This is a genomic window from Propioniciclava tarda (assembly GCF_900182665.1).
Taxonomy (GTDB): Bacteria; Actinomycetota; Actinomycetes; order Propionibacteriales; family Propionibacteriaceae; genus Propioniciclava; species Propioniciclava tarda.
Window position 1 is genome coordinate 1 of sequence record NZ_FXTL01000013.1, and the last position, 25,984, is coordinate 25,984.

Annotated in this window: 25 protein-coding genes and 1 pseudogene; 6 read left to right on the top strand and 20 right to left on the bottom strand. The window is 69.0% G+C overall.

What is annotated here, in order from left to right; all coding sequences use genetic code 11:
• Positions 1-54: 54 nt before the first annotated feature.
• The 4 genes and pseudogenes from FN821_RS10080 to FN821_RS14725 all read right to left on the bottom strand — a co-directional run.
• Positions 55-867 carry an IS110 family RNA-guided transposase gene (locus FN821_RS10080; protein ID WP_241660213.1) on the bottom strand — a complete coding sequence of 271 codons (813 nt, stop codon included), beginning with the start codon at positions 865-867 and terminating at the stop codon, positions 55-57.
• 70 nt (positions 868-937) lie between these two features.
• Positions 938-1,684 carry a glycosyltransferase gene (locus FN821_RS10085; protein ID WP_131172567.1) on the bottom strand — a complete coding sequence of 249 codons (747 nt, stop codon included), beginning with the start codon at positions 1,682-1,684 and terminating at the stop codon, positions 938-940.
• The gene (locus FN821_RS10090) at positions 1,675-2,262 is read right to left on the bottom strand and encodes a glycosyltransferase family 4 protein (RefSeq protein ID WP_241660216.1); all 588 of its coding nucleotides are present in this window, start codon (positions 2,260-2,262) and stop codon (positions 1,675-1,677) included. The genes FN821_RS10085 and FN821_RS10090 overlap by 10 nt, the downstream gene beginning before the upstream one ends.
• Positions 2,263-2,553, bottom strand: a pseudogene (locus FN821_RS14725) (glycosyltransferase family 4 protein); the annotation flags it as partial.
• Here FN821_RS14725 and FN821_RS10095 point away from each other — a divergent pair.
• The gene (locus FN821_RS10095; protein ID WP_131172565.1) at positions 2,464-2,925 is read left to right on the top strand and encodes a hypothetical protein; all 462 of its coding nucleotides are present in this window, start codon (positions 2,464-2,466) and stop codon (positions 2,923-2,925) included. The pseudogene FN821_RS14725 and the gene FN821_RS10095 overlap by 90 nt on opposite strands.
• A gap of 49 nt (positions 2,926-2,974) precedes the next feature.
• Positions 2,975-4,048, top strand: coding sequence for an IS630 family transposase (locus FN821_RS10100; protein ID WP_131172564.1), 1,074 nt, complete (start codon positions 2,975-2,977; stop codon positions 4,046-4,048).
• On the opposite strand, the gene FN821_RS10105 is transcribed toward FN821_RS10100, so the two are convergent.
• The 4 genes from FN821_RS10105 to FN821_RS10120 are packed head-to-tail and all read right to left on the bottom strand — an operon-like array spanning position 4,045 to position 8,574.
• Positions 4,045-5,412, bottom strand: coding sequence for a glycoside-pentoside-hexuronide (GPH):cation symporter (locus tag FN821_RS10105; protein ID WP_131172563.1), 1,368 nt, complete (start codon positions 5,410-5,412; stop codon positions 4,045-4,047). The two genes, FN821_RS10100 and FN821_RS10105, sit on opposite strands and share 4 nt — an antisense overlap.
• A 46-nt stretch (positions 5,413-5,458) precedes the next feature.
• Complete coding sequence (locus tag FN821_RS10110) at positions 5,459-6,742, bottom strand: glycoside hydrolase family 1 protein (protein WP_131172562.1); 1,284 nt, start codon at positions 6,740-6,742, stop codon at positions 5,459-5,461.
• A gap of 9 nt (positions 6,743-6,751) precedes the next feature.
• Positions 6,752-7,537, bottom strand: coding sequence for a YwiC-like family protein (locus FN821_RS10115; protein WP_131172561.1), 786 nt, complete (start codon positions 7,535-7,537; stop codon positions 6,752-6,754).
• 8 nt (positions 7,538-7,545) lie between these two features.
• Positions 7,546-8,574, bottom strand: coding sequence for a class I SAM-dependent methyltransferase (locus tag FN821_RS10120; RefSeq protein WP_131172560.1), 1,029 nt, complete (start codon positions 8,572-8,574; stop codon positions 7,546-7,548).
• Positions 8,575-8,674: 100 nt separating this feature from the next.
• Between FN821_RS10120 and ppdK the strand changes: the two genes are divergently transcribed.
• Positions 8,675-11,320, top strand: coding sequence for a pyruvate, phosphate dikinase (ppdK, locus tag FN821_RS10125; RefSeq protein ID WP_131172559.1), 2,646 nt, complete (start codon positions 8,675-8,677; stop codon positions 11,318-11,320).
• 182 nt (positions 11,321-11,502) lie between these two features.
• Here ppdK and deoC read toward each other — a convergent pair whose 3' ends face one another.
• Genes deoC through FN821_RS10140 form a run of 3 tightly spaced genes read right to left on the bottom strand, consistent with a single transcriptional unit; the run spans position 11,503 to position 14,786 of the window.
• Positions 11,503-12,177, bottom strand: a complete 675-nt coding sequence (gene deoC, locus FN821_RS10130) for a deoxyribose-phosphate aldolase (RefSeq protein ID WP_131172558.1) — start codon at positions 12,175-12,177, stop codon at positions 11,503-11,505.
• A gap of 45 nt (positions 12,178-12,222) precedes the next feature.
• The gene (locus tag FN821_RS10135) at positions 12,223-12,645 is read right to left on the bottom strand and encodes a GtrA family protein (protein WP_131172557.1); all 423 of its coding nucleotides are present in this window, start codon (positions 12,643-12,645) and stop codon (positions 12,223-12,225) included.
• 5 nt (positions 12,646-12,650) lie between these two features.
• Positions 12,651-14,786: an ArnT family glycosyltransferase gene (locus FN821_RS10140; protein ID WP_131172556.1), complete on the bottom strand. Its 2,136-nt coding sequence runs from the start codon at positions 14,784-14,786 to the stop codon at positions 12,651-12,653.
• A gap of 133 nt (positions 14,787-14,919) precedes the next feature.
• Between FN821_RS10140 and FN821_RS10145 the strand changes: the two genes are divergently transcribed.
• Positions 14,920-15,408 (top strand): hypothetical protein, encoded by a 489-nt coding sequence (locus FN821_RS10145; protein WP_131172555.1) that lies wholly within the window; start codon positions 14,920-14,922, stop codon positions 15,406-15,408.
• Between the two features lie 154 nt (positions 15,409-15,562).
• Here the strand turns inward: FN821_RS10145 and FN821_RS10150 are convergent, their stop codons facing one another.
• From FN821_RS10150 to FN821_RS10160, 3 genes are all read right to left on the bottom strand, one after another.
• On the bottom strand, positions 15,563-16,609 hold the full coding sequence (locus tag FN821_RS10150) for an NAD(P)-dependent alcohol dehydrogenase (protein ID WP_131172554.1): 1,047 nt from the start codon (positions 16,607-16,609) through the stop codon (positions 15,563-15,565).
• 69 nt (positions 16,610-16,678) lie between these two features.
• Positions 16,679-18,301, bottom strand: a complete 1,623-nt coding sequence (locus FN821_RS10155) for a HAMP domain-containing sensor histidine kinase (RefSeq protein ID WP_241660212.1) — start codon at positions 18,299-18,301, stop codon at positions 16,679-16,681.
• On the bottom strand, positions 18,298-19,038 hold the full coding sequence (locus FN821_RS10160; protein ID WP_131172553.1) for a response regulator transcription factor: 741 nt from the start codon (positions 19,036-19,038) through the stop codon (positions 18,298-18,300). Before FN821_RS10160 ends, FN821_RS10155 begins: the two co-directional genes overlap by 4 nt.
• A gap of 212 nt (positions 19,039-19,250) precedes the next feature.
• On the opposite strand from FN821_RS10160, the gene FN821_RS10165 reads away from it, so the two are divergent.
• Complete coding sequence (locus tag FN821_RS10165; protein ID WP_131172552.1) at positions 19,251-19,928, top strand: P-loop NTPase family protein; 678 nt, start codon at positions 19,251-19,253, stop codon at positions 19,926-19,928.
• Positions 19,929-19,936: 8 nt separating this feature from the next.
• Here the strand turns inward: FN821_RS10165 and FN821_RS10170 are convergent, their stop codons facing one another.
• Complete coding sequence (locus FN821_RS10170) at positions 19,937-20,218, bottom strand: acylphosphatase (RefSeq protein WP_131172551.1); 282 nt, start codon at positions 20,216-20,218, stop codon at positions 19,937-19,939.
• 1 nt (position 20,219) lies between these two features.
• Positions 20,220-20,651: a CBS domain-containing protein gene (locus FN821_RS10175; RefSeq protein WP_131172550.1), complete on the bottom strand. Its 432-nt coding sequence runs from the start codon at positions 20,649-20,651 to the stop codon at positions 20,220-20,222.
• Between the two features lie 106 nt (positions 20,652-20,757).
• Between FN821_RS10175 and metB the strand changes: the two genes are divergently transcribed.
• Positions 20,758-21,927 (top strand): cystathionine gamma-synthase, encoded by a 1,170-nt coding sequence (gene metB / locus FN821_RS10180; protein WP_131172549.1) that lies wholly within the window; start codon positions 20,758-20,760, stop codon positions 21,925-21,927.
• 84 nt (positions 21,928-22,011) lie between these two features.
• Here the strand turns inward: metB and FN821_RS10185 are convergent, their stop codons facing one another.
• The 4 genes from FN821_RS10185 to FN821_RS10200 form a co-directional block, all read right to left on the bottom strand.
• Positions 22,012-22,758 carry a hypothetical protein gene (locus FN821_RS10185; protein ID WP_131172548.1) on the bottom strand — a complete coding sequence of 249 codons (747 nt, stop codon included), beginning with the start codon at positions 22,756-22,758 and terminating at the stop codon, positions 22,012-22,014.
• Positions 22,759-22,868: 110 nt separating this feature from the next.
• Entirely contained in the window at positions 22,869-23,792 is a 924-nt protein-coding gene (locus FN821_RS10190; protein ID WP_131172547.1) for a proline dehydrogenase family protein, read from the bottom strand.
• Positions 23,793-23,882: 90 nt separating this feature from the next.
• Positions 23,883-25,157: a TerC family protein gene (locus FN821_RS10195; RefSeq protein ID WP_131172546.1), complete on the bottom strand. Its 1,275-nt coding sequence runs from the start codon at positions 25,155-25,157 to the stop codon at positions 23,883-23,885.
• Between the two features lie 150 nt (positions 25,158-25,307).
• Complete coding sequence (locus FN821_RS10200; protein ID WP_131172545.1) at positions 25,308-25,976, bottom strand: HAD family hydrolase; 669 nt, start codon at positions 25,974-25,976, stop codon at positions 25,308-25,310.
• Positions 25,977-25,984: the final 8 nt, after the last annotated feature.

Here is a 25,984-nt window from a genome sequence, read left to right on the forward strand (position 1 = left end):
CCCCGAACGCGTCACCATCAACGACCCCGCGAAACGAATCCCGAACTACCAACCTCAGAAGGCTTGAGACGTCTCATTTGACTTGACAACTTCCGGGGTCAACCCGACGAACGCCCCGATCGTGTTCCCCGTGAACCGTGTCCAGTCGCCGATCTCGACAGCGAGCCCGAACGCGGTCAACGTCGCGACCCCGCGCAGGCATCCGAGCCGACGGACCACACCGGTGAACTCGCTGTCAGCCGCCAACGCCTCGATCTGGGTATCCAACCTGGCTCGCAGGGCCGTCGTGGACAACAGATCGTCGTAGTAGGCGTCGAAGGTGGCCTTGGTTTGGGCGTTGTCGAAACGCTGCTGTTGGAGCCAACGGTCATGGACCCCGGTCCACGCCGCCCCGCCGGAATACACCAGCCCGTGTCGCAGCAACAGCTTCGACAACCGATGCCGGGCCCGCATCAGATCCCCGCGGCAGTCTTCCCGGGCACGGACCAGGTCCCTGGCCGCTTCCTGTTCCACGCTCGGAACGGTGACCGCCACGATCTGATCCATGCGCAACAGACGAGCAAGATGCAGGGCGTCACGCCGGTCGGTCTTCACCCGGTCGCCCGGGGGACGCTGCAACTTCGACGGGGCCGCCACCACACACCTGACCTGCGCTTGGGTGATCGCCCGGTACAACCCGAACCCGGTCGGGCCCGCCTCATAGGCGACAGCGACGTCCCCGGGGAGCCCGGCCAGCCAGCCCAGCACCTCCCGATAATCGGGCGACAGGCGCGCCTCCACCACCTCACCGGTCACCGTGTCCAACGCCGCCGCCACCACGCTGCGGGCGTGCACATCCAGACCAACACTCGTACGCTCACTGAACACCGGGGCCCCCTAACAGACGCATGTCGGCAAGGCCAGACAAAACCTGACTGGCAACCCACGCATCGTTACGTCAAGGAGGCCCCGGCCGACAACCCCTATCGGGGTCACACATACCGTCTAGTGGTTCGACTTTGGCGAGCGCCCGATCAACGCGAATCTGCTCATCGGAGTCAGCAAAGCGGGTATCGCCGCCGATCACTAACCTGACGCCGCCCAGATCTCGAGAGTTCAGCATCTCAAGAGCTTCGGCGAGAACCACGATGCCCTTCGCCTCCGTCGTCCTGCCCAGAAACCCGATTCGGTGGGGTAGGCCCGGGGCGGGGTCGATGACCGGGAGCGGAAAGTCGTGAACCCGGTTCCACAAGACCGTCGGCTCCATCTGGGAAAAAGCCCACGAGTTCTTCAGACGCGTCGCCATGTCATGAGAGGGACAAAGCACGGCGAGGCAACCGGCCCTCGCCGCAAAGGACGCAGCCCACTGGGCTCGAGACTGGGGTGGTTGATGAAGGTGCAGGACGCGGTTACGGCGTCCGGCGGTAGCCACTCCCGGCACGAGCCCGTTGCGCCACAGCAGGCCCTGCCGCTCGGCGGCCTCCCAGGCTCGGAGGTTGGCCAGGTAGGCGCGCCGCCCCTGGCCCTTGATGGCGATCGTCCGGAAGCCGGAGCTGCGCGCTCGGCGAACCACCCCGTCGGGGGTGGCCGGGGCGACGACGGTGACATCGTGGCCGAGCTCGCGGGCAGCCAGCGCAAGGGCCAGCAGCATCTCCTCGCCGCCGCCGATGTCGCCGTTATTGGACGCGAACGTGATCAGCGCCATGGCGCGTACACCTCGGCGATGCGGGCGGTCATGGTGGCGACCGTGGGCCAGCCTGGCTTGAGGACCGGTCGGCGATCCGGCTGGAGCCCCTGCTCAGCCATCGCCGCGGCCACCGCGGACGGGTCGTCCGGGTCGGCGAGACACTGTGGTGGCAAGATCTCGGGGTTGCCGCCGACCCCCGACGCGACGACCCCGCGGCCGTGGGCGACGGCGTCCAGCAGCGAATAGGAGCAGTTCTCCCACACCGAGAGCTGCACGAGGACGTCCGTCTCCGACAGCACGGCCGGAGCTTGGACGTAGCCGGGGAAGCTGACGGCGTCCGCGATGCCCAGCCGGGCGGCGTCCTGGCGAAGCTGACCATCGAGCGGTCCCGTGCCGGCGACGGTCAGGGTCGCCGCCGGGTGGGTCGCGCGCAGCTGGCCGAACGCGCGCAGCAGGTCGCCCAGGCGCTTCTCGGGCGCCAGGCGCGCGATGGACGCGAACCTCAACCCCGGCTCGGACGGGGCGGCGGCATCGAGGGGGTCAACCCCGTTGGGGATCACCGTGATCGGTTGCCGAGGATGCCACTTGGCCGCCATCGCGGTGCGCGTCGCGTCCGACACCGCGATCACCGCGTCGAAGCGCCGCAGCCGAGCGGTGTGCAGCAGAGCCTTGGCCGAACTGCGGGTCTTCGTGCCGTGGTAGACGAGGTCGTCCGCGGCGATGCCGTGCTCCGTCGTCACCAGGGCCATCGGCAGCCCGACCGTGGCCAGGGCTGCGGCCACGTCGGCGTACGACAGGTGCGTGTGGACGATGGCCGGGCGGAGCCGGCGGACGGCGTCCCGCAGAGACGTCAGCGACGTGCGCAGGTCGACGTCCGCACGCTGGCGTCCGGCGCGGCCTGGTCGGTGCCTGTCCTCGCCTTCGTGGCTGCGGCTCCGGCGCTCGCGGCTTTGTGCCTGCCTTGTGCGTCGTTCCTTTCAACACTGGCCTACACGGTGACCGAGACTCAGATCACCATCAGCTGGGCGGACCAACTGTGTAACGGTCAGCCATCGATCCGTTTCCTCGTCGGTACGGGGAATAACGGTGCTGGGGCTGTGTATACAGCGACTGGAAGTTCCTCGATCACCGGACCGGTTAACAATCTGCTGACGGTCACCTTCCCGGCCAGCGCGTTCACCGCCAGCGGCGGGTCGGTCACCATCAAAGCCGACAAGAGGGCCTTCACCACCGCGACTCCGACGTCGCTGTGCGTCTAGTGCGGCGTGTCGTTAGTCATTGATGGGTTGGTGTTTGGGATGATGGGGCATGGCGAATCGTCCTGCTCCTGCCTTGGTGTTGCGTGAGGGTGATCTGGAGCAGTTGTCCCGGATCGTTCGGTCGACGGCGGAGCGGGCTGGGTTGGTGCAGCGGTCGCGGATCGTGTTGCTGGCCGCGGAGGGGCTGGCGAACGAGACGATCGCGGAGCGGGTCGGGGTGGCCCGGAACACGGTGCTGGCGTGGCGCCGCCGGTATACGCAGTCCGGGCTGATGGGCTTGGCGGATCAGGCCCGCTCGGGTCGGCCACGCAGGATCGATCACCGCAAGATCGTGTCGGCGACGTTGAAGCCGCCGCCGAAGAAGTACGGAGTGACGCACTGGTCGAGCCGGCTCTTGGGCAAGCATCTGGGGATCGGGAACTCCACGGTCGCGACCGCGTGGCGGGAGTACGGGGTACAGCCGTGGAGGTCGGAGACGTTCCGGTTCTCGACGGATCCGGAGCTGGTCGGCAAGGTGAACGACGTGGTCGGGTTGTACCTGAATCCGCCGGAGAACGCGATCGTGCTGTGCGTGGACGAGAAGTCCCAGATTCAGGCGTTGGACCGGACCGCCCCGTTGTTACCGATGCGGGAAGGCTCGTGCGAGAAACGGACCCACGATTACGTCCGGCACGGCACCTCGACGTTGTTCGCCGCCCTGGAGATCGCCACCGGCAGAGTGACCGGCGCGGTCAAGCCGCGGCACCGCAACACCGAGTTCCTGGCGTTCCTCAAACAAGTGGCCCGTGCCTACCCCGACACCGAGCTGCACCTCGTCATGGACAACTACGCCGCTCACAAGCACCCGAACGTGAAGGCCTGGCTGGAGGCACACCCGCGCGTGCACTGCCACTTCACCCCGACCCACGCCTCCTGGATGAACCTGGTCGAGGTCTGGTTCGGCATCATCGAACGCCAAACCATCCACCGCGGCACCTTCCGCTCGGTCAAAGACCTCAACGCCAAGATCCGCGCCTTCATCACCGGCTGGAACGACCGCTGCCACCCCTTCATCTGGACCAAGACCGCCGACCAGATCCTCAAGAAAGCCAAACGCTCAACAACCTCAGAAACGCCGCACTAGCCCTGCTCCTGCAGCTGCCCCCGGTCGCGCAACTCTGACACGATTTGGGCGTGCAGGCGCTCGTCGATGACGAACTTGCGCCGGTAGATCAGGTAGCTGATGACGATCAGCACCGCCGGGAACTGCAGCATCATCAGCTTGACGCCCCACACGCCGCCGGGTGACACGTCAGCCGGCCCGCTGGCGCCGTTGACCCCGGTGAAGATGAGGGTGATGCCGACGATCGCGGTCGACAGGGCGCCCCCCACCTTGTTGATGAAGGGCTGGACGGCGAAGGTGACGGCTCCGCTGCGGACGCCGAGTTTCCACTGGCCGTAGTCCACGCAGTCGGTGATGAAGCCGATCATCAGGATCACGATGAACGAGTCGCCGATGAAGAGCATCAGTCCGCACACCGAGAGCACGATCATGTTCATGGGCGCGAAGAAGAAGATCAGATACCCGGCCACGATCACCGCCATCGAGCCGGTGTAGAGCTGCTTCCGGCTGAAGCGTCGGCGCGCCAGGGGGAACAACAGGAAGCCCAGCACCATCCCGACGCCCAAGATGGCGCCGAACGGCGTGTACATCGCGGCGTCCCCGTAGATGTACTTGAAGAAGTACGGGCCGAAGGTCGTGGTGGTCACATAGCCGGTCTGGAACAGGACCATCGAGATGGCCGTCCAGAGCAGCTGGTCGTTCTTGCGGACGGCGTCGAACACCTCGCGCGGCCGGACGTGACGCTCGGGGACGATCAGCTGTCGCTGGTCGACACCGACGAGGGTCACCAGCTGGCCCAGGATCATCACGACCACGACGCCGACCGCGAACAGCGTCCAGGCCCGGACGCCTCCGCCCAGGGCCGCCGTCACGGGCATGATGCCCACCACGACGGAGAAGAGGCCGATGGTCGCGAAGATCTTGGCGAGAGAACTGATCCGTTCGCGCTCCTTCTGGTTCGTCGTTAGCGCCTGGACGAACGACCAATAAGGGATGTCGTTCGCCGAGAACGAGAAACTCCAGACGATGTACAGCAGCGTGAACGCGAGGACGAAGGCGCCCTCGCGTAGCCCGAAGTCGGTGAACAGCAGCACCGTGGCCGACGCCGACACGAGCATGCCGATCGCGATCCACGGCTTGTACGGGCCCCAGCGCGTGCGGGTGTTGTCGACCAGCGCCCCGATGGCGAAGTCGCCCACGGCGTCCAGGAGGCGGACGGCCAGGATGAGCCCCATCAACAGCCCGAGCGTCCAGTTGGACACGTGGACCGCGTCGGTGATGAACACGATCAGGAACATGCTGACCAGGCCGTACACCATGTCGCGGCCGATCGTGCCGATCGCGAAGCTCCAGCGATTGCGGAGGACGGAGGGCGTTGCGGTCATGCGAGCAAGGTACCGCCGAGCGGCCGTCCGATCGCGGATGCGGACGTCAACCGTTGAGGCGGTACCGCGACGGCGCCACCCAGCGTTGGTAGGCGTCCGAGGTCACCCCGGCGTGGGCGATGACGTCGGCGAAGAAACGTCCGGACGGGCGCACCCGCCGCTCCTGGGTGGCGAAGTCGAGCTCGACCAATCCGAAGCGGGCGGTTTGCCCTTCGGCCCACTCCCAGTTGTCGGTGAACGTCCAGTGGTAGTAGCGCTCGATGGGCAGGCCCGAGTCTGCGACCGCCTTGAGGTGGTCGTAGAGGTACCTCGAGCGGAAGGCGTCCGAGGCGTCCGCCGTGCCGTTCTCGGTGATGTAGATGGGACCGGGGTAGAGGGCCGAGTAGCGCCGGGCCAGGTCGGCGAGCCCGCGCGGGTAGATCTGCCAGCCCAGGTCGTTGACCGCGACCTTGGACGCCGTCTTCAGGTTCGGCCCGGACGCGAGATCGCGGCTGTAGTAGTTGATGCCGAGGAAGTCGTAGTAGGTCCCCGGCCGGACGCCCCGCGGTTGCACCAGCGGCGCCAGGAAGCGTCCGCGGCAGAGCGCTCGGGTGATCGCCCCTTGGAAGAGGTATTCGGTGGACGCCGCGGCGGCCCGGTCGAGCGGGTTCCGTACGTGCGCTGGATCGAAGACGCGCAGGTGGTTGGCGACGCCGACCTTCGCGTGCGGCTGCAGGGCATGGATGCGCTCGTAGGCGGCGATGTGCGCCCGCGCCATGCCGGTCAACGCCGCGAGCATGTCGCGCGTGGAGCGGCGTCCGGGCGGCCAGGTGCCCTGGCGGTAGCCGTAGTACGCGAACACGTTGGGCTCGTTGATGGTGATCCATTCGTCGGCCAGCCCCGCGAACTCGCTCACCACCCGGTCGACGTAGCGGACGAACGCCTCGTGCGACCCCTCGACCGCGAACCCGCCGCTCTCGGAGAACCAGCCCGGATCGTTGAAGTGATGCAGGGTCACCAGGGGTTTGATGCCCCGGTCACGCAGCAGCCGCAGTTCGCGCCGGTAGTGCCCGAGCGCAGCCTCGTCGAAGTGTCCGTCCGCCGGCTCGATCCGCGCCCACTCCAGGCCCAGCCGGTAGTGCTTGATGCCGAGGGACGCCATCAGGTCGGCGTCCGCCTCGATGCGGTTCCAGTGGTCGGCGGCGACCTCGGGCGTCGAGCCGTCGACGGCGGCCCCCGTCGCCGCCCAGCGGTGCCAGATCGTGTCGGCGCGCCCGCCCTCGATCTGCGTGGCGGCAGTCGCCACGCCCAGTTCGCAGCCGCCGAGGGAGAACGCCGGGTTGGGAGCCATAGCGCGAGCCTAGGCGAACGCCACGATGAGCAGGATGGCCGCGCAGAAGACGACTTCCGCCAGCCCGATCTGCCTCGGGGTGGCCGGACGCCGAAGGCGCGGCACCGCCCCCGCGCGGGCCGTCAGCAGGACGAAGAGGGCGGCCCACCACGAACTGGCGGCTCCCCGCGTCGCGAGCACCCCGGCCCCCGCCGCGACCAGCGCGTGCCAGCCCACGGACGCCGCGTAGAACGCCCGGCTGCCCCGCTCGCGGATGTTGGTCTTGACGTACAGCACGGTGCCGAAGAAGTAGGCGAACACGAGCGCGGCGGTCGCGACGGTGAACCGGACCTGCGGCGTCCATGCCAGCAGGCCGCCGGGATCGGGGAAGCGGACCACCACCGTGAGCACGGACGCCGCCAGGGTCGTCAGAGCGCCGCCGATCGTCGCGCGCTCGCGGCGCTGGGCCGCGAGGGCGGAGGCCGGGACGATCAGCACGCCGAACACGGGCGCCCAGCCGACGATCCGCTTGTCGGCCAGCGCCAGGGTCGCCAGCCCTACGGCCACGGTGATCAGGGTGTAGACCACGAGCGCCCGGTGATACTCGCCGCGACGGGCGGGGGCGGCCTTGAGCCAGCCGGAGGCGGCGTTGAACGTGAAGTACCCGATCAGCCAGAAGAAGGCCAGGGGCAGCAGGAACAGCTCCCAGCTGACGCCGTCGCGGACGCGCAACAGCAGCCCGACAAGGTACGGGACCACCAACATGGCCCACGCGCCATGCTGCTGGGGGATCCAGCCGCCCCGCCGTCTCGCCATCCCGCCCCCTAACGATGGACCGATCGAGTCACCGTGTAGTGCCGGTCTCGGGCGACGATGCTGGTCGGACCGACCGACTCGGCCAGGGTGCGGAGGTAGGGCAGGTGGCTGTTGAAGACGCACCAGAACTCGCCGCCCGGACGGAGCACGCGGCCGGCGTCCGCGATGGCGTCCAGCGTCGGGGTCGAGTCCTTGGCCGCGCCGTCGTGGAAGGGCGGGTTGGTGACGATCAGCTCCAGGGACGCCTCGGCGGCCCAGCCGAGCCCGTCGCGTTGGACCACGGTCACCTGCTGGTCGTTCGCCTCGGCCGTGAGCCGGGTCGAGTCGACCGCCGCCCAGGACACGTCGGACGCCGTGGTCGCCCACCCTCGGCGAGCCAGCCAGGTCGCCACGATGCCCGAGCCGCAGCCCAGATCGAGGGCCCTCCCCGCTCCGCTGGCTGAGCCGGCCGAAGCCCGCGGCAGGGATCGCTCTAAGGCGTCCACGAGCAGGGCCGTTCCGGCGTCCAGTCTGTTGGTGTTGAAGACCCGGCCGTGCGCCCAGACGGTGAGGTCGAGCGCGGGGAGGTGTCGCGACCGGGGCCAAGTCGGCGTGACGTCGAGGCGTCCGGACGCCTCCAGCACGCGGCACTTGTCGCGGCCCCGGCTGGCCCGCACGTCGGCGAAGTAGCGGCGTAGCACGTCGTTCTGGCTCGTCATCATGTGTTTGACGCGCCCGCCGGCGACGAACCGCAACTCCGGGGAGGCGGACGCCGCGGCGAGCTGGCACAGATCCTCAAGCGCCCCGAGCGACGTCGGCAGTCGGGCGAGCACGAGCTCCGCCGACCGCACGGCCGGGTCGGTGGGCGAGCTCAGCCCGGACCCGACGGGCAGCGCGTCGGCGTCCCGGATGTCGTCGCACCAGGCGCGGACGGCGCCGTCGGGGGCGTCGACCACGGCTTGGGTCAGCGCGCCGCCGCGATCGTCCAGGACGAGCACGCGGCCGCGCAGGTCGCCTGCCTCGTCGAGGATGAGCCGCGCGACGGCGTCCAAAGTCATGCGGCCATGCTCCCACGGACGGGGCCGATGCCTCTGGCGAGCGCAGGAAGGACTACGGTAGGACACGGCTTTCACTGTTGAACCAAGGAGATCATCACCGATGACTGATCAGCACAAGTACGTCTACGAGTTCAGCGAGGGCGACGCGTCGATGCGCAACCTCCTCGGCGGCAAGGGGGCGAACCTTGCGGAGATGACCGGCCTGGGGATGCCGGTTCCGCAGGGCTTCACCATCACGACCGAGGCGTGCACGCGGTACTACGCCGACGGCGAGAAGATCAGCGACGACATTCGCGCCGAGATCCTCACCTACATCGGCAAGCTCGAGAAGATCACGGGCAAGAAGTTCGGCGATCCCGAGAACCCGCTGCTGGTGTCGGTGCGGTCCGGGTCGCGCGCATCCATGCCCGGCATGATGGACACCATCCTCAACCTCGGGATGAACGAGGCGGTCGTCGAGGCGTTCGCGAAGAAGACGGGCAACCCCCGCTTCGTCTACGACTCCTACCGCCGCTTCATCCAGATGTACTCCGACGTCGTCATGGAGACCGGCAAGGCGTACTTCGAGGAGCTCATCGACGAGATGAAGCACGCTCGCGGCGTCACCGCCGACCTCGACCTGGACGCTGACGACCTCAAGCAGCTCGCCGAGCAGTTCAAGGCTGAGTATCGCAACAAGATCGGCTCCGACTTCCCGTCCGACCCGATCGAGCAGCTGTTCGGCGCCATCCGCGCGGTGTTCCGCTCGTGGGACAACCCCCGCGCCATCTACTACCGCCGCATGAACGACATCCCGTCCGACTGGGGCACCGCCGTCAACGTGCAGTCGATGGTGTTCGGCAACCTGGGTGACACGTCCGGCACGGGCGTGGCGTTCAGCCGCAACCCCGCCACCGGCGACAAGGGCCTGTATGGCGAGTTCCTGATGAACGCCCAGGGCGAGGACGTCGTGGCCGGCATCCGGACGCCCGAGACGATCGATCACCTCAAGGAGCGCAATCCCGAGGTGTACAACCAGTTCGTCGAGATCGTCGGACGCCTCGAGCAGCACTACCGCGACATGCAGGACATGGAGTTCACCATCGAAGAGGGCAAGCTCTTCATGCTCCAGACCCGCAACGGCAAGCGGACGGCCGCGGCCGCCTTCAAGATCGCCTGCGACCTCGTCGACGAGGGCATGATCACGACCGAGAAGGCCGTGACGATGATCGATCCCAAGCAGATCGACGCCCTGCTGCACCCGCAGTTCGACGTCGCCGAGCTCAAGGCCGCCCAACCGATCGGCAAGGGCCTGCCGGCGTCCCCGGGCGCCGCCTGCGGCCAGGTCTCCTTCACGGCCGAGCAAGCCGCTGAGTGGGGCAAGGCTGGCAAGGACGTCGTCCTGGTCCGCCTGGAGACCACGCCCGAGGACATCGAGGGCATGCACCACTCCAAGGGCATCCTGACCGCGCGCGGCGGCATGACGTCGCACGCCGCCGTCGTGGCCCGCGGCATGGGCACCTGCTGCGTGTCGGGTCTCGGCGACATCAAGTTCGGGGCGGACGGCAAGTCCTTCAGCCTCGGCGAGCACACGTTCGTCGAGGGCGACTGGATCTCCCTGGACGGCTCGACTGGCAACGTCTACGGCCAGGCGATCAAGACCGTCCCGGCCGAGATCGGTGGCTACTTCGGACGGATCATCGGCTGGGCCGACGAGTACCGCACGATGAAGGTCCGCACGAACGCCGACACCCCGGTGGACGCCGCGGCTGCCCGCGCGTTCGGTGCCGAGGGCATCGGCCTGTGCCGCACCGAGCACATGTTCTTCGAGACCGATCGCATCGCGGCCATCCGCGAGATGATCGTCTCCAAGACCGTCGAGCAGCGCGAGGCCGCCCTGGCCAAGCTCCTGCCGATGCAGCGCGGCGACTTCGAGGGCATCTACGAGGCCATGGAGGGCTACCCGGTCACCATCCGCCTCCTGGACCCGCCGCTCCACGAGTTCCTGCCGCACGAGGAGGACGACATCGTCGCGCTCGCGTCCGAGATGAACATCTCGGTCGAGGAGCTGAAGGGTGTCATCGACTCCCTGCACGAGTTCAACCCGATGATGGGTCACCGCGGCTGCCGGCTCGACGTGACGTACCCCGAGATCGGCGCCATGCAGACGCGCGCGATCATCGAGGCCGCGATCAACGTCCAGAAGCGTCACCCGGAGTGGAAGCTCGTTCCCGAGATCATGATCCCGCTCGTGGGCGAGGTGAAGGAGTTCAACTTCGTCAAGCAGATCATCACCTCGACGGCCGACGCGATCATCGCCGAGTCCGGCGTCGCGCTCGAGTACCTCGTCGGCACGATGATCGAGATCCCGCGCGCGGCGCTGACCGCGGACGAGATCGCCAAGGACGCCCAGTTCTTCTCGTTCGGCACCAACGACCTGACCCAGATGACGTTCGGCTTCAGCCGCGACGACGCTGGCAAGTTCCTGGACGCCTACTACGACAAGAAGATCTACGAGAACGATCCCTTCGCCCGGCTCGACACCGTCGGCGTCGGACGCCTCATGAAGACGGCCGTCGAGCTCGGCAAGGGCGCGCGTCCGGACATCAAGCTCGGCATCTGTGGCGAGCACGGTGGCGACCCGTCGTCCATCGAGTTCTGCCAGAGCATCGGGCTGAACTACGTGTCCTGCTCGCCGTTCCGCGTTCCGGTGGCCCGCCTCGCGGCGGCTCAGTCGGCGCTGCAGAGCACCATCAACCACGGCTGACTTCTGCAGCAGGACGCCGATGGCCCGGTCCCCTTTGGGGCCGGGCCATCGCTATGTTGCGCGTCAACGTGAACGCTGCCGTGGGGGCCATCAGAACCCTGAAGTGCCAGGACTGCCTCCTGGCGCGCAAGAATCCTGGGCCGGAGAAGATCAAGCGCCGAGGCAAAGCCGCTGAGCCGCGGTCAGTAGTCCCCGTCCGCGACGCCTGCACCGTCTAGGACGGCACGCGTGCCGGAGAGTCCTAGCCTGGTTGCGCCCGCAGCGATCATCGCCAGCGCGGCCTCGTGGGTCCGGATGCCGCCGGACGCCTTCACGCCGAGGCGTCCGCCCACGGTGCCCGCCATCAGCGCGACCGCGTGGGCCGAAGCGCCCCCCGCGGGGTGATAGCCCGTCGACGTCTTGACGAAGTCGGCGCCAGCAGCCTCGGCGGCCCGGCAGGCCGCCACGATCTCGTCGTCGGTCAGCGCAGCCGACTCGATGATGACCTTGAGCACTGCGCCAGGCGTCGCCTCGCGCACCGCCCGGATCTCGGCCTCGGTGTGGGCAGCATCGCCGGCCTTGAGGCGTCCGATGTCGATGACCATGTCGACCTCGTCAGCGCCGGACGCGACCGACTGCGCGGCCTCGAAGGCCTTCACCTCGGCCGTGTGCTTGCCTGAGGGGAAGCCGCACACGGTCGCGACCTTGACCGCACCCGTGGGCCAGGGCAGCGGCAGCATCGACGGGCTCACGCAGATCGAGTAGGTGCGCAGGTCGGACGCCTCGTCCAGCAGCGCCTTGACGTCCTCGATCGACGCCGTCGGCGACAACAGGGTGTGATCGACGTAGCGAGCTAGCTCGGCGCGGGTGAGTGCCATGGAAGATCCCTTCGGACGAATGAGCCTCGACGTTGAAGGGCCAGCCTAGGCCTTGGCGGACGCCTCCGGAGCGATCACCCGGCGCAGGGCGAGGAACCTCAGCAGGGTCGCCACCGCGTTCGCGACGAACAGCACCCCCAGCTCCACCCAACGGTTGGGATCGGGGGACAGCGCGTGCAGCACCCACAAGGTGCCGGACGTGAGAGCGAGGGCAACGACGAAGGCCGCGAGCCCACCGAGCTGATGGCGGACCGCGCCCGCGCCGCCCCGCACGCCGAACGTGAGCCTGCGGTTCGCGGCCGTGTTCGCGACGGCCGTCACCAGCAGCGCGACCAGGTTGGCGACCTGGGGTCCGACGGGGTTCCGCAGCAGCACGAAGAGCACGTAGTAGGCCAGCGTGCTCGCCACCCCGATCACCCCGAAGCTGCCCAACTGGCGCAGCAGCCCCGGGGTCGGGCGTCCGGTCATGACCCTCAGCCCGCCTGCGTGAGGTCGTAGACCGTCGTGCCGCCGACCGTCTGCGCGGTGAAGGTCGACGCGACCCAGCTCGCGATCTCGGACGCCGACTGCGAGCCGCCGTTCTGCCCGCCGAAGCCGCCGCCACCGAGGTAGTAGTGGATCTTCTTGGCAGCCACAAGTGCCTTGAACTCGGCGAGGGTGGGGGACGGGTCCGAGCCGTTGAACCCGCCGATCGCCATGACGGCCTTGTTGGTCGCCAGCTGATAGGACGCCGCATTCTGCGAGCCCACGGACGCGCCGACCCAGGTGTAGCTGTCGGCGTCCGTCAGGAGAAGCGCCTTGAGATCGTCCGAGACGGACGCCCCGTTCAGCAGCCCACCCATCCCGCCGGCACCGCCCGCTCCACCGGGCCCTGCGTTGGCCTGAGTGCCGCCCGGAGCCCTCCCAGGCTGCCCAGGAGCACCCGCGGGGGGCTGGCCGGTGGGCGGCTGACCGCCGCGCTGGCGTCCGGCCTGGCCAGGGGCGCCCATACCGCCGCTCACCGGACCGGCCGTCACGATGGAACCCGTGTGCGGGGTCGCCGCGGTGTTGAGCGAGTAGGCGAGGGGGCCGGCGAGGCCGGCGGCCAGCGCGATCGCCAGCGTGCCGGACGCGATCAGGCGCGGCAGCTTGTCGGCCATCAGCAGGGCCAGCCCGGCGACGACGCCGACGACGGCGGCGGCGATCCCGAGCACGAGGTAGACCCCGCCGGCGCGGGACGTGAGGAAGTAGGCCCAGACCCCGGTCGCCACGGACGCCGCGGCCAGCCCCAGGGTCGCGACCAGACGATCGCGGTAGACCCAGGCGACGGCACCGCCGATCGCCAGGGTGCCCCCGATGGCCGGCGCTAGCGCGACGGTGTAGTAGTCGTGGTAGATGCCTTCCATCAGGCTGAAGACCAGCCCGGTGATGACGAGCGTGCCGGTGAAAGCCACCAGCGAGCCGAGGACCAGGCGGTTCGGCAGGCGCGTCAGCCCGCTCTGGTCCCCGGCGGACGCCGAGCGTCGGCGTCCGATCAAGAGCGCGGCGGCGGTCACCGCCAGGATCAGGGCCGCCGGGATCAGCCAGCTCACCATGCCGCCCGAGACGGTCGTGAAGAGGCGCAAGAGGCTGCCGGTGCCCGAACTGGGGCCGCGCTGGCCCACCGATCCGACCTCGCTACCCGTGATGCGCCCGAGTCCGTTGTAGCCGAAGACCAGTTCGAGGAACGAGTTCGTCTGGCTGCCGGCCATGTAGGGCCGTTCGGACGCCGGGGTCAGTTGGAAGATCACGACGTACCAGGCCGACGAGACGATGACGGCGACGAACGCCGCGAGCAGATCGAGCAGTTTGCGCTTCCAGGCCACGGGGGCGGCGATGGCGTAGGCCACGACCAGCGCCGGCAGGATCACAAACGCCTGCAACATCTTGGTCAAGAAAGCGAAGCCCACCGCGACGCCGGCGCCGACCAGCCAGCGGCGGGACCCGTTCTCTGCCGCCCGGACCGTCGCGTAGGTGGCGACGGTCAGCAGGAGCACCAGCAGGGCGTCCGGATTGTTGAAGCGGAACATCAGCACCGCCGCCGGCGTGAGCGCCGTGACGGCGCCGCCGGCGAGGGCCGCCCAGTGGGCGAGCTGTGGTGACGGCGCCAGGGTCGTGGCCAACGTGCCGCGGGTGAGCGTCCGCTTCACCGTGGCGTACACGAACCACACGGTTGCGACGCCCATCAGGGCTTGTGGCACCAGGATCGACCAGGAGCTCAGGCCGAACAGCCGAACCGAGAGGCCCATCACCCACAGCGACGCCGGCGGCTTGTCGACCGTGATGGCGTTGCCCGAGTCGAGGGAGGCGAAGAACCAGGCTTTCCAGTCCTGCGAGCCGGCCTGCGCGGCGGCGCTGTAGAACGAGTTCGCGTAGCCGGATGCCCCCAGGTTCCACAGATACAGCGCGGCCGTCGCCACCAGCAGGGCGATGAGCGATCCGCGCTGCAGCGCGGGGCTGAGGGGTCTGGACGCCGCCGCGGGCCGCCGCTCGGGGCGGGCGTCCGGAGCATCAGGCGGTGCCACCGGCGGAGCTGCGTCCCGTGCGAGGTCGGTCAGCGGGTCGTACACGGGGATCGGCGTTGCGGTCATGGCCCCAGGCAATCGCGCGTGGCTGTGGTGGCCGCTGGGCGCTCCTGTGGTGCCGCTGTGAGGCCGGACGACGAGCGTCGGCGAACGTGTCGCAGGCACCCTCTACGCTGGTCTCGACGTGAGGGGGATTTCGATGACCGATCAGCAGCCCTGGAGCCAGCCGAACTATTCGCGCCCGGACCAGCAGCCGCAGCCGCAGCCGCCCGTCTACCCGCAGGCCGCGCAGCCGCCCGTGTATCCGCAGGCCGCGGCGCAGCCGCAGTACGGAGGCCAGCCCACCTACGGCGGTCAGCCGCAGTACCCGCAGCACTACGAGCAGCCCCGCGAGCAGCTCCCGATGTACGTGGCGTCGCCGCACCTGCCCTATGGACAGCCGATGGTCGTCGCCCCCAAGAACCCAGGACTGTCGGTGCTGGCGTCCTTCTTCCTGCCTGGACTCGGCTCCATCATCAACGGCGACGTCGGCAAGGGCATCGGCATCATGGTCGGTTACTTCGTCTGCTGGGCCACCTTCTGGATGGTGCTCCCGCTCGTCGGCTGCCTCGGGTTCTGGATCTGGGGCATGGTCGACGCCAACAACGGCGCCCGCGACTGGAACACCAGGCACGGCATCATCAGCTGAGTCCTGGCGGGACCGACCCGGCGCTGAGTGAGCTGGCTCGCCGTCGCGCCCGAAGGTACTTCGACAAGCTCAGCCAACGCAAGGCACGGATGCAACGCCGCGGTGACGAGCCTGGACGCCCACGGCGCCGGCTTCCACGCGCAGTGGGCGTTGCCTAGAACGTCGAGGTGTCGATCACGTAGCGGTAGCGGACCTGCGAGCCCACCACCTTGTCGTACGCCCCGTTGATCTCCTCGCCCGAGATGATCTCGACCTGCGGTGCCACCCCGTGCGCGGCGCAGAAGTCGAGCATCTCCTGGGTCTCGGCGATGCCGCCGATCTGCGATCCGGCGAGGGCGCGGTTGCCGCTCGTGAGCACGTTGAGGCGCAGCGTGGACGGGTGCTCGGGCAGGCCGACGTTGACGAGCGTCCCGCCGACCTTCAGGCAGTCCAGCAACTCGGCGAGGTTCGAGTCGTCCGACACGGTCGTCACCATGAGATCGAAGCTGCGCCGCAGCTTCGACAGTGCGCCCTCGTCGGAGGTCGCGTAGTACTCGGACGCGCCGAAGCGGCGTCCGTCTGCCTCTTTCGACTTGGTGTGCGAGATCACCGCGACGTCCGCGCCCATCGCCTTCGCGATCTGGACGCCGACGTGTCCGAGCCCGCCCATGCCGACGATGGCGACCCGCTTGCCCGGACCTGCGCCCCAGCGCTTCAGTGGCGAGTAGAGGGTGATGCCGGCGCACAGCAGGGGAGCAGCGACGGTGAGGTCGATCGCGTCCGGGATGCGGCACACGTAGTCCTGCTCGACCGTGATGCCCTGGCTGTAGCCGCCCGCCGTGGGGACGCCGTCGCGACCGATGGCGTTGTAGGTCCAGATGGTGCCGCCCTCGCCGTCGCAGAAGTGCTCGTTGTCGGCCTCGCACATCTCACAGGTGCCGCAGGAGTCCACGAAGCAGCCGACGCCGACGTGGTCGCCGACTGCGAACTTGGTCACCTCGGATCCGACCTGGCGCACGACCCCGGCCAACTCGTGGCCGGGGACCAGCGGGTAGCGCGCCGGGCCCCACTCGCCGCGGGCGGTGTGGATGTCGGAGTGACAGATCCCGGCGTAGAGGACGTCGAAGAAGACCTCGGTCGGGCCGGGCTCGCGGCGGGTGATGGTCGTCTTGCTGAACGATCCGGTGGGGGAGTCGATGGCGTAGGCGAGCACGTCAGGCATGGGGACTCCTTGGTCGAAAGGTTGTGATCCACCAACTCTATGCCGAGCAGTGCCGCTTCCCCCGATGTGTCAGCCAGCGACTGCCAAGGGAATCCGGATCGTGAACGTCGTGCCGTGGTCGTTCGAGTCCACGGACGCCGTGCCGCGGTGGGCGGCCACCACGGCGGCGACGATGGCCAGACCCAGCCCCGTGGACTGGCCCTGTCCGGACCGGACGCGCGAGGCGTCCGCTCGGGTGAACCGCTCGAAGACCTTGTCGCGGATGCTGGCCGGGATGCCGGGGCCGTTGTCCGCGACGCGGACGACGGCGAAGCCGCCCTCGGCCGACAGCGACGTGCTGACCAGCGTCCCGGCCGGCGTGTGCGTCCGGGCGTTGGCGAGGAGGTTCGAGATCACCTGCAGCAGGCGGAACGGGTCGCCGACGGCGACGACGTCGGACGCCGGCAGCGACAGCTCCCACTCGTGGTCCGGGCCGGCGACCTGGGCGTCCGACACGGCGTTGGCCACGATCTCGTTGAGGTGAGTCGGGGTCATCGTGAGGTTCGGGCCCGAGTCGAGGCGCGCGAGCAGCAGGAGGTCCTCGACCAAGGACGACATGCGCGCCGACTCCGACTCGATGCGGCTGAGCGCGTGGGCGGTGTTCGGGGGCACGTCGGCGCGCTCGCGGCGAGTCAGCTCGGCGTAGCCGCGGATGGACGCCAGGGGGTTCCGCAGCTCGTGCGAGGCGTCCGCGACGAACTGGCGGACCTTCATCTCCGAGCGCTGCCGGGCGCTCAGCGCCCCCTCCACGTTGTCGAGCATGTGGTTGAACGCCAGGCCGACCTGGCCGACCTCGGAGCGCGGATCCGTGTCGGGTCCGGGCACGCGGACGGGCACCTCGACCTCCCCCGAGTGCAGCTCCAGCTGCGACACCTGGTGGGCGGTGTTGGCGAGCCGCTGCAAGGGCTGGAGGCTGCTGCCGACCACGCGGCGGGCGGCCACGTAGGCCAGCGCGATCGCGGCGAGGGTCAGCGCGGCGGCGGCCAGCAGGAGGTCGCGCAGCGGACGGATCGCCTGGCTCATCGGCAGGCCGACCACCTGGGTGCCGGTGACAGACGCCCCCGTCGACAAGTCCACGGCGCTCAAGGGGCGAACCAGGACGCGGTAGGCGCCGTGATTCGGCAGCTGAACCGTCACGGGCGTGTTCGACACCGGCAACGCCTTCAACAGGGCGTTCTCGTCGGCGGTGAGGTTGTCGCTCTCGGAGGTGCCGGTGAGGACGCGTCCGTAGTCGGTGAGCGAGTAGTACAGCAGCATTCCGATCTGCTGCCCGGTATCGCCGGGCCCCCGATCGGGGAGGTTGGTCTTGCCGTCCGGCACCGTTCCGTGCCGGCTGTCCGGGACGCCGGACCTGGACTGAAGGGTCTGGTCGATCTGGCCTTGCAGGATGCTGTAGGCCGCCACGGCCGTCAGGCCGCTCAGCGCCACGGCGACGAGGGCGACCAGCAGCGTGACCCGCAGCACCAGCTGACGGCTGAGCGTGCCGCGTCCCATCGGCTTGGCCAGGGGGGACGCCGACGGCGCGACCGTGGCGCCGCCCGGTCGGAAGGCTCCGGAGCCAGCGGCGTCCGAGGAGACGACGGGGACGGGTGCGACCAGCACGGGCTCGCCCGTGGGGGCGGGCAGGAAGGCGTCCGGACGCGAAGCGGTCATGCCCCGGCCGGCTTCAGCATGTAGCCGGCGCCGCGCAGCGTGTGGATCATGGGCTCGCGTCCGGCGTCGATCTTCTTGCGCAGGTAGCTGATGTAGAGCTCGACGACGTTGGCCTGCCCGCCGAAGTCGTAGTTCCAGACGCGATCGAGGATCTGCGCCTTGCTCAGGACGCGACGCGGGTTACGCATGAGGAAGCGCAGCAGCTCGTACTCGGTCGCCGTCAGCGCGACCTCCTCGCCGGCGCGGGTCACCTCGTGGGAGTCCTCGTCCAGGATCAGGTCGCCCACCACCAGCTGCGAGCCCGGCCGCACCGTCGTGGCGCCCGATCGACGGAGCAAGCCACGGAGGCGGGCGATGAGTTCCTCCAGAGAGAACGGCTTGGTCACGTAGTCGTCGCCGCCGGCGGTCAGGCCGCCGACGCGATCATCGACGGCGTCCTTGGCGGTGAGGAAGATCACCGGGACGTCCGGCTGCTCGGCGCGAATGCGGCGCATGACCTCGAGGCCGTCGAAGTCGGGGAGCATCATGTCGAGGACGATGGCGTCCGGGCGGACGTCGCGGGCGGCCTGGACCGCGGTCAACCCTGAGCCGGCGGTCGAGACTTCCCAGCCCTCGTAGCGCATGGCCATGCTCAGCAGCTCGGTCAGGCTCTGCTCGTCGTCCACGGCGAGGACGCGGATCGGGGTGCCGTCCGGACGGGTGAGGGCTTCGCCCTGACTGCGGTTGATGGTGCTCATGGGGATGACTCTGCCAACCGCAGGTGGGCCCAAGCTAGTGATTTCCTGTGCGTTCCCTGTGAGGGTCGGTGCCTTCGACGAGGTTATGAAAGACCTGAGAAAGCCGCCAGGGGGGTTGCCTCCCCTCCCCCCTGCTACAGAATGGCGAGAGTGCCAGCTCACCGTGCTGGCGGAAGACCCGTCGGGTCGCACGAGATCACGGGGGTGATGGCATGACGCAGCGCACTGGCGGTGATCACCGTCCCCTGCTGGCCGGACTCGCCTCTGCTCTCGTGGCGGTCCTGTTCTTCGGCTGGTTCGTGACCTTTGGTCCGGGTCGGTCGGTGGGGCCGGAGGTGTCCGCGATGGAGGCGGCGGCGAGCCAGTCACCCAAGCGCTCCGCGCAGACGCCCACCACGGTCGCCAGCGTCCTGGCGCCCCGGGTCACGAGCCCTGCTCCGGGAGCGGTGAGCGGGGATCCGCAGGTCCTGCCTCGCAGCGACGCGGAGGCGCTGACCGTCCTCAACAACAAGATTGCAGCGTCCGCACAGGCGGTGGCGATCGATGGGCAGTGGGCCGCGCAGCTGGCGTCCAAGTACGTCGGGATCGTCGACCCTGCCCAGGTGACGACGACCGGCTCGCACAAGTTCTACGCCGGCGACATCCTGGCCGAGCACGTGGCCCTGGCGTCGCAGCTGGCGGACACCCGGCTGGTCTTGCTGGACAGCCGGACCTTCGGGGCGGGCAAGCGCAACGGCGATGCGCCCTACTACGTGACGGTGGCGCTCGACCCGACGTTCACCGGTGCGGACCGGGTCATGGCCTGGTGCGCGAGCCGCTTCGAGGGGCTGACTGGGACGGCCCTGACCGACCGCTGCCTGCCGACCCAGCTAACGCCCGTTACCGGCTAGGGCGCTCCTCAGCGCACGTCGAAGGACCGTTGGTCGGGGCGGACGTCCTCGTCCGCGATTCCGAAGTCGTCGATGCGTCCCGGACGCCGCAGGCCCGGTTCGGCGGCCGTCAGCCAGTGCACGAACCGTCCGACGGACGCCTCGTCGCCCTGGGCGTGCACCTCGACGCGGCCGTCCGCCAGGTTGCGGATGGTGCCCGTGAGGCCAAGCTCGCGCGCCACGGTCTGGCCCCACCAGCGGAAGCCGACGCCCTGGACGACTCCGTCGACCCAGACCGCGACGCGTCTCATGTCAGGACTGCAGGTAGCCGATCAGGTGGTCGCGCTCGTCGGTCAGCTGATCGATGCGGTGCTTCACCACGTCGCCGATCGAGACCAGGCCGACCATGTGGCCGTCCACCAGCACGGGCATGTGCCGGATGCGGTGCACCGTCATCGAGTGCGCGGCGTCCTCGACGGTGCCCGTCGGCTCGGCGGTGTAGACGTCAGCGGTCATCAGATCGGCAACGGTCGCGTCCATGACGTTACGGCCCAGGTCGGCCAGGCCGCGGACGATGTCGCGCTCGCTGACGATGCCGTCGATGTGCTCGCCGTCCGCGGAGACGACGAGGGCGCCGATGCGCTTACCGGTCAGCGTCTGCACCAGCTCGGACACCGTGGCGGTCGGCGCAATGGTGACGACATTGGTGTCGCCCTTGGAACGGATGACGTCTTCGATCTTCATGGGCGCAACTTAACCCACACCCTGACGTCTCTCAAGAGCGTCCACGCTGGTGACGATGCGGATTGCCCGAGCCGCCCGCCTATGCTGACGCCCGAAAGGGGACCAGATGGAGATCAGCCCGACCACGAGGGCCGTCCGCGCAGGCATCGAGGCCGACACGGCGCACGCGTCCGTGGTGCCGCCGATCTACCTGTCGACGAACTACGCCTTCGCCGGGATCGACGGCAAGCGGGCGTTCGACTACAGCCGCTCCGGGAACCCGACCCGTGCCATCCTCGCCGGCGCGCTGGCCGACCTCGAAGGGGGAGCGGGCGCTGTCGTCACAGCCTCGGGCATGGGCGCCGTCGCGACGTGCCTGCATGCCTTCGTGCCCGCCGGGGCGACCGTGGTCGTCCCTCACGACTGCTACGGCGGCTCATGGCGCCTCTTCGACGCCCTCGCCCGCAAGGGCCAATTCGACCTGCGGATCTGCGATCTGACCGGCCCGGACGCCGCCGCGCGCGTCGCCGCCGCAGCGCCCGATCTGGTCTGGATCGAGACGCCCTCCAACCCGCTGCTGCGGCTGACCGACATCAAGGCGATCTCTGACGCGGCGCACGCGTCCGGAGGGCTCGTCGTCGTGGACAACACCTTCTGCTCGCCGATTCTGCAGCGGCCCCTGGCGCTCGGGGCGGACGTCGTCGTGCACTCCACGACCAAGTACCTCAACGGCCACAGCGACGTGATCGGCGGCGCGGTCGTCGCTTCGACCCCGGAGCTCGCCGAGCAAGTCGACTGGTGGTCGAACAGCCTTGGCGTCACCGGTGGCGCCCTCGACTCGTACCTGACGCTGCGGGGGCTGCGCACCCTCGAGTTACGCATGGCCAAGCACGTCGCGAACGCCTCGGCGATCGCGGACGCCGTGGCCGGTCACCCCGCCCTGGTGGCGGTGCACTACCCGGGTCTGGCGTCGCACCCCGACCACGCGCTGGCGGCCGTCCAGCAGTCTGGGCCAGGCGGAATCGTCACGCTAGACCTGCGCGGCGGAACCGACGGCGTCCGGGCCTTCCTGGACGGGCTGACTTGCTTCAGCCTCGCCGAGTCGCTCGGCGGCGTGGAGTCGTTGGTGGCGCACCCGGCGTCCATGACGCACGTCGCCATGCCGCCCGCCGTGCAGGACGCCGCCGGCATCACGGCCGGCATGCTGCGCCTCAGTGTCGGCATCGAGGACGCCGCCGATCTGGTCGCCGACCTCGTACGCGGACTCGACCGGACGGCCCGGAGCCTCAGCGGCTAAAAGCTCCCGGTTGTTCGCTGAGCCTCTCCAGGTGGTCTTGACGGGGCTTCGACGAGCTCAGCCAACGACCGAGAGTCTCGCCGGTTAGCGGACACCCCAGTCGCGCGGCTTCTCGGAGACGTAGCGAGGGAACTCCTCGCGGGCCTGCTGCGCGATCTTGGACATCATGGCGCCGTCTGCGAAGGCGCCCACGGCACCGCCGAGCAGCGGCACGGCCCGCCCGAAGCGGGCAAGGGTCTTCTGCCCGAGTGCGCGCAGCAGCCGGAAGCCGACCGCCTTGTTGATCATCATGACAGCCGCCTCGGGCAACCGACTCTTGGCGAGCCCGCCCAGGACGCCTCCGCCCATGGTGACGCCAGCCTTGCTCAGAATGACGGTGGACTTCGACCCGGCCAGCGTCAGCAGCACGGCCGTGCGCACCGTGGGGTCAGTGATGTCGTAGCCCCGCAGCTTGGCGATCGCGCCGACCGTCCGGGTGGCCGTGATGTAGAACTCGAGGACGTTGACGGGGATGGCCACGGGCATGGTCACGAAGCCGCCGAGGCTGGTCACGAACCCGCCGCCGGCGGCCGCCCGGACGCCTCCGCGCGAGAGCGACCCGATCGCCGCCTCGACGTCACCGCCGGACGACGCCAGCGCCCGATCGGCCACGGCCGCAGCCCCCTTGTAGAAGCCGCGCCCGTCCAGCCCCAGGGCGAGGATGCGCTGGATGGTGGCCGTCATCGCGTCCGTCGAGCCCTCGGCGCCGCGGGCCTCCTGGAGAGCCGTCCGGGCGCTCGCCACGTCGGACGAGCCCAGGCCCTGCGGGCGGAAGATGTCGAACAGTCCCATGGTTCGTTCCTGAGGGTCGGTGGACGGCTGTCGTCGATGCTGCCAGGGCCGCACCGCTGAGCCAAGCGCGGACGCTGAGCTTTGGGTCTTCGACCCGCCCAGGTTGGGTGTCAGCGACCCAGCAGCGCGCGTCCGAAGAACAGCATGTTCGCGGGACGCTCCGCCAGGCGGCGCGTGAAGTAGCCGTACCAGTCGACGCCGTAAGGCACGTAAACGCGGACGCGATGGCCCAGCGCTGCCAGCCGCGCCTGTTCGTCGGCCCGGATGCCGTACAGCATCTGCAGTTCGAACGTGTCGGACGCCCGCCCCGCGACGTCGGCGTAGGCCAGGGCCGCCTCGATCATCCGCGGATCGTGCGACGCCACCATCGGATAGCCATCGCCTTTCATGAGGATGCGCAGACAGTCGAGATAGGCGGCGTCCACGTCGGCTTTCGCGCGGTGCGCCACGGACGCGGGCTCGTTGTACGCGCCCTTGCACAGACGGATGCGCATCCCGGGCACCGCATACCGCGCGCAGTCGTCCGGCGTCCGATGGAGGTAGGCCTGCAGGACCGTCCCCGTCTCGGGGTAGGTCTCGCGCAGGTGGTCCACGACGGCCAGGGTGGCGTCGGTGACCGTGTGGTCCTCCATATCGACGGTCACCGTGGTGCCCGCGGCGCGCGCCGCGGCGCAGATGCGTTCGGCGTTGGCCGTCGCGATCTCGCGTCCGCCGGGCAGGGCCAGTCCCAGCGCGGTCAGCTTCACCGAAACCTCGACGGACGCCGTCAGGCCGGCCTCGGCGAGGCGTCCCAACAGATCGAGGTAGGACGCCGCCGTCGCGTCCGCCTGGTCGCGGGTCGTCGTGTCCTCGCCCAGGTGGTCGACGGTGGCCAGCAGGCCGGACGCTGTGAGGCGTCCGACGGCCGTGATGCAGTCGTCCAGGGTCTCGCCGGCGACGAATCGATCCACGACTTTCTTCGTCGGGCCGAAGCCCACCATGCCGCGCCGCACCGTCTCGTTTCGAGAGATGGCGAGCATCGCAGTCCTGAGCATTTCATCGCTCCCTTCGCCTGCGCCGAGCATATTCCCGGCTCAGGCTGAGTGCGACGAGAGGAATCGCGTCAGGGCTGCTAACCCTTCACTTCACTCGTTGACCTCGTCGGCCACCGGCCGGTAGCGCGCGGTGTCGAGTCGCTCGCTCGGGCTCGGGGCGTTGGGGTAGTCGTCGGGCGCGTTTTCGACGAAGTCGCCGTGGACGCGATGGGCCTCGTCCAGCAGGTCGAGCAGCTGCTGCTCGCCCTTCAGCAGCGCGTCGTATTTCTCCGGGACGGCCGCCAACTCTGCCTCCTCCTTCATCAGGCGGGCGTAGTTGGCCTCCCGGGTGGCCGGATCGGTTTCGTACGCCAGGTCCAAGTACTGCACCGCGTGGCGCTTGGCGTTCTTGAACGTGGTCAGCACCTTGCCCTTGGGCGACAGCAGCGAGAAGACGACCGTGACCGCCAACGACACGACGATCACGGCCAGCGACAACTGGGTCGTGATCTCGACGACCGCGACGTGCCGGCCGCCGTTGATGAAGGGCAGCGTGTTCTCGTGCAGGGCGTGCAGGATCAGCTTGACGCCGATGAAGCCCAGGATCACGGCCAGGCCGTACTTGAGGTAGATCAGCCGGTCGAGCAGGCCGTCGATGAGGAAGTACAGCTGGCGCAGCCCCATCAGCGAGAACGCGACGGCGGTGAAGACGATGTAGGGGTCTTGGGTCAGGCCGAAGATCGCCGGGATGGAGTCCAGCGCGAACATCACGTCGGTCCCGCCGATGGCGATCATCACGAGCAGCATCGGCGTCATCACGCGCTTGCCCGCCTCCTGGGTGAACAGGCGGTCGCCGTCGTAGTGCGGGGTGGTGTGGAACAGCTTCTTGGCCGTGCGGATGACGATGTTGTTGGCCTCGTCCTCCTCGTTGTCGTCCTCGGGCTTCAGCAGGTTGCCGGCGGTGAGGATCAGGATCAGGCCGAACAGGTAGAACACCCACGAGAAGGTGTTGATCAGCGCGACGCCCAAGAAGATGAAGGCGCTCCGAGCGATCAGCGAGAACACGATGCCGAACTGCAGCACCTTCTGCTGATAGGCCCTGGGCACCTTGAAGCTGGCCATGATGATCAGGAACACGAACAGGTTGTCCACGCTCAGGCTGAGCTCGGTGATGTAGCCGGCGAAGTATTCCAGGCCCATCTTCGAGCCGCCGAAGACCCAGACGGCGATCCCGAAGGCGACGGCCAGGCTCACGTAGATCGACGTCCAGCGAGCGGCTTCGCGGATCGTCGGCGTGTGGGCGGCTCGAACGTGGAACACGTAGTCGAACGCCATCAGGCCGAGAATCAGCACGACCGTCACCAGCCAGATCGTGGGCGTCACCATGAAGTCACCTTCCGTTGGGGGATCGGCGTCCGACATCGGTGGTCCGGAAGCGCCGCGGTCGACCCTCTCAGGAGCCTTGTGGGCGTGTCCAATGCCCTAGTCGGACGTGGGCGTCCGCACGTTGACAAGGGGTGATGCGTTCGGCGATCCTCAGCGGGCGCCGAGGGCGATCAAGAACTCGGCCGTCAGCTCGTCCAGCGAGGCCACGACGGCGTCCGCCCGGACCAATACCTCCGGTCGCGGGACGTGGGGTTCGAGCGGCACGGCGACGGTCAGCATGCCGGCGGCCAACGCCGAGAGCAGCCCGTTGGTGGAGTCCTCGATGGCGACGGCGTCCTGCGGTCGGACGCCGAGCCTGCGGCAGGCCTCCAGGTACACCTCGGGGCTGGGCTTGCCGGCCCCGACGCTCTCCGAGGACACCCGAACGGTCACCAGGTCGCCGACGCCGAGGGCGTCCAGTCCGGCGTCGATCAACTCCGGGGGAGACGAGGACGCCACGGCGATCGGTCCGCGGGCCGCCATGCGGCGGACGGCGTCCGCGGCCCCGGGCAGCAGGCGGACGCGTCCGGCGTGATAGGCGTCCGCCACACCGGCGATGACCCGGCGGGCGATCTCCGCGTCCGTGCCCGGATAGCCCAGGGACTCGCGGCAGTACCGTGCCCACTCGGGCGTGCTCATGCCCATCATGTCGGTGGTGGCGCGCGCGGGGTACTCGTGGCCTTCGCTGACAGCGATGCCGCGGCGCACCTCCTCCCAGGTCACCTCGGTGTCGGTCAGGGTTCCGTCCAGGTCGAACACGACGGCGATCGGTGTGGGCATGGCCGCCA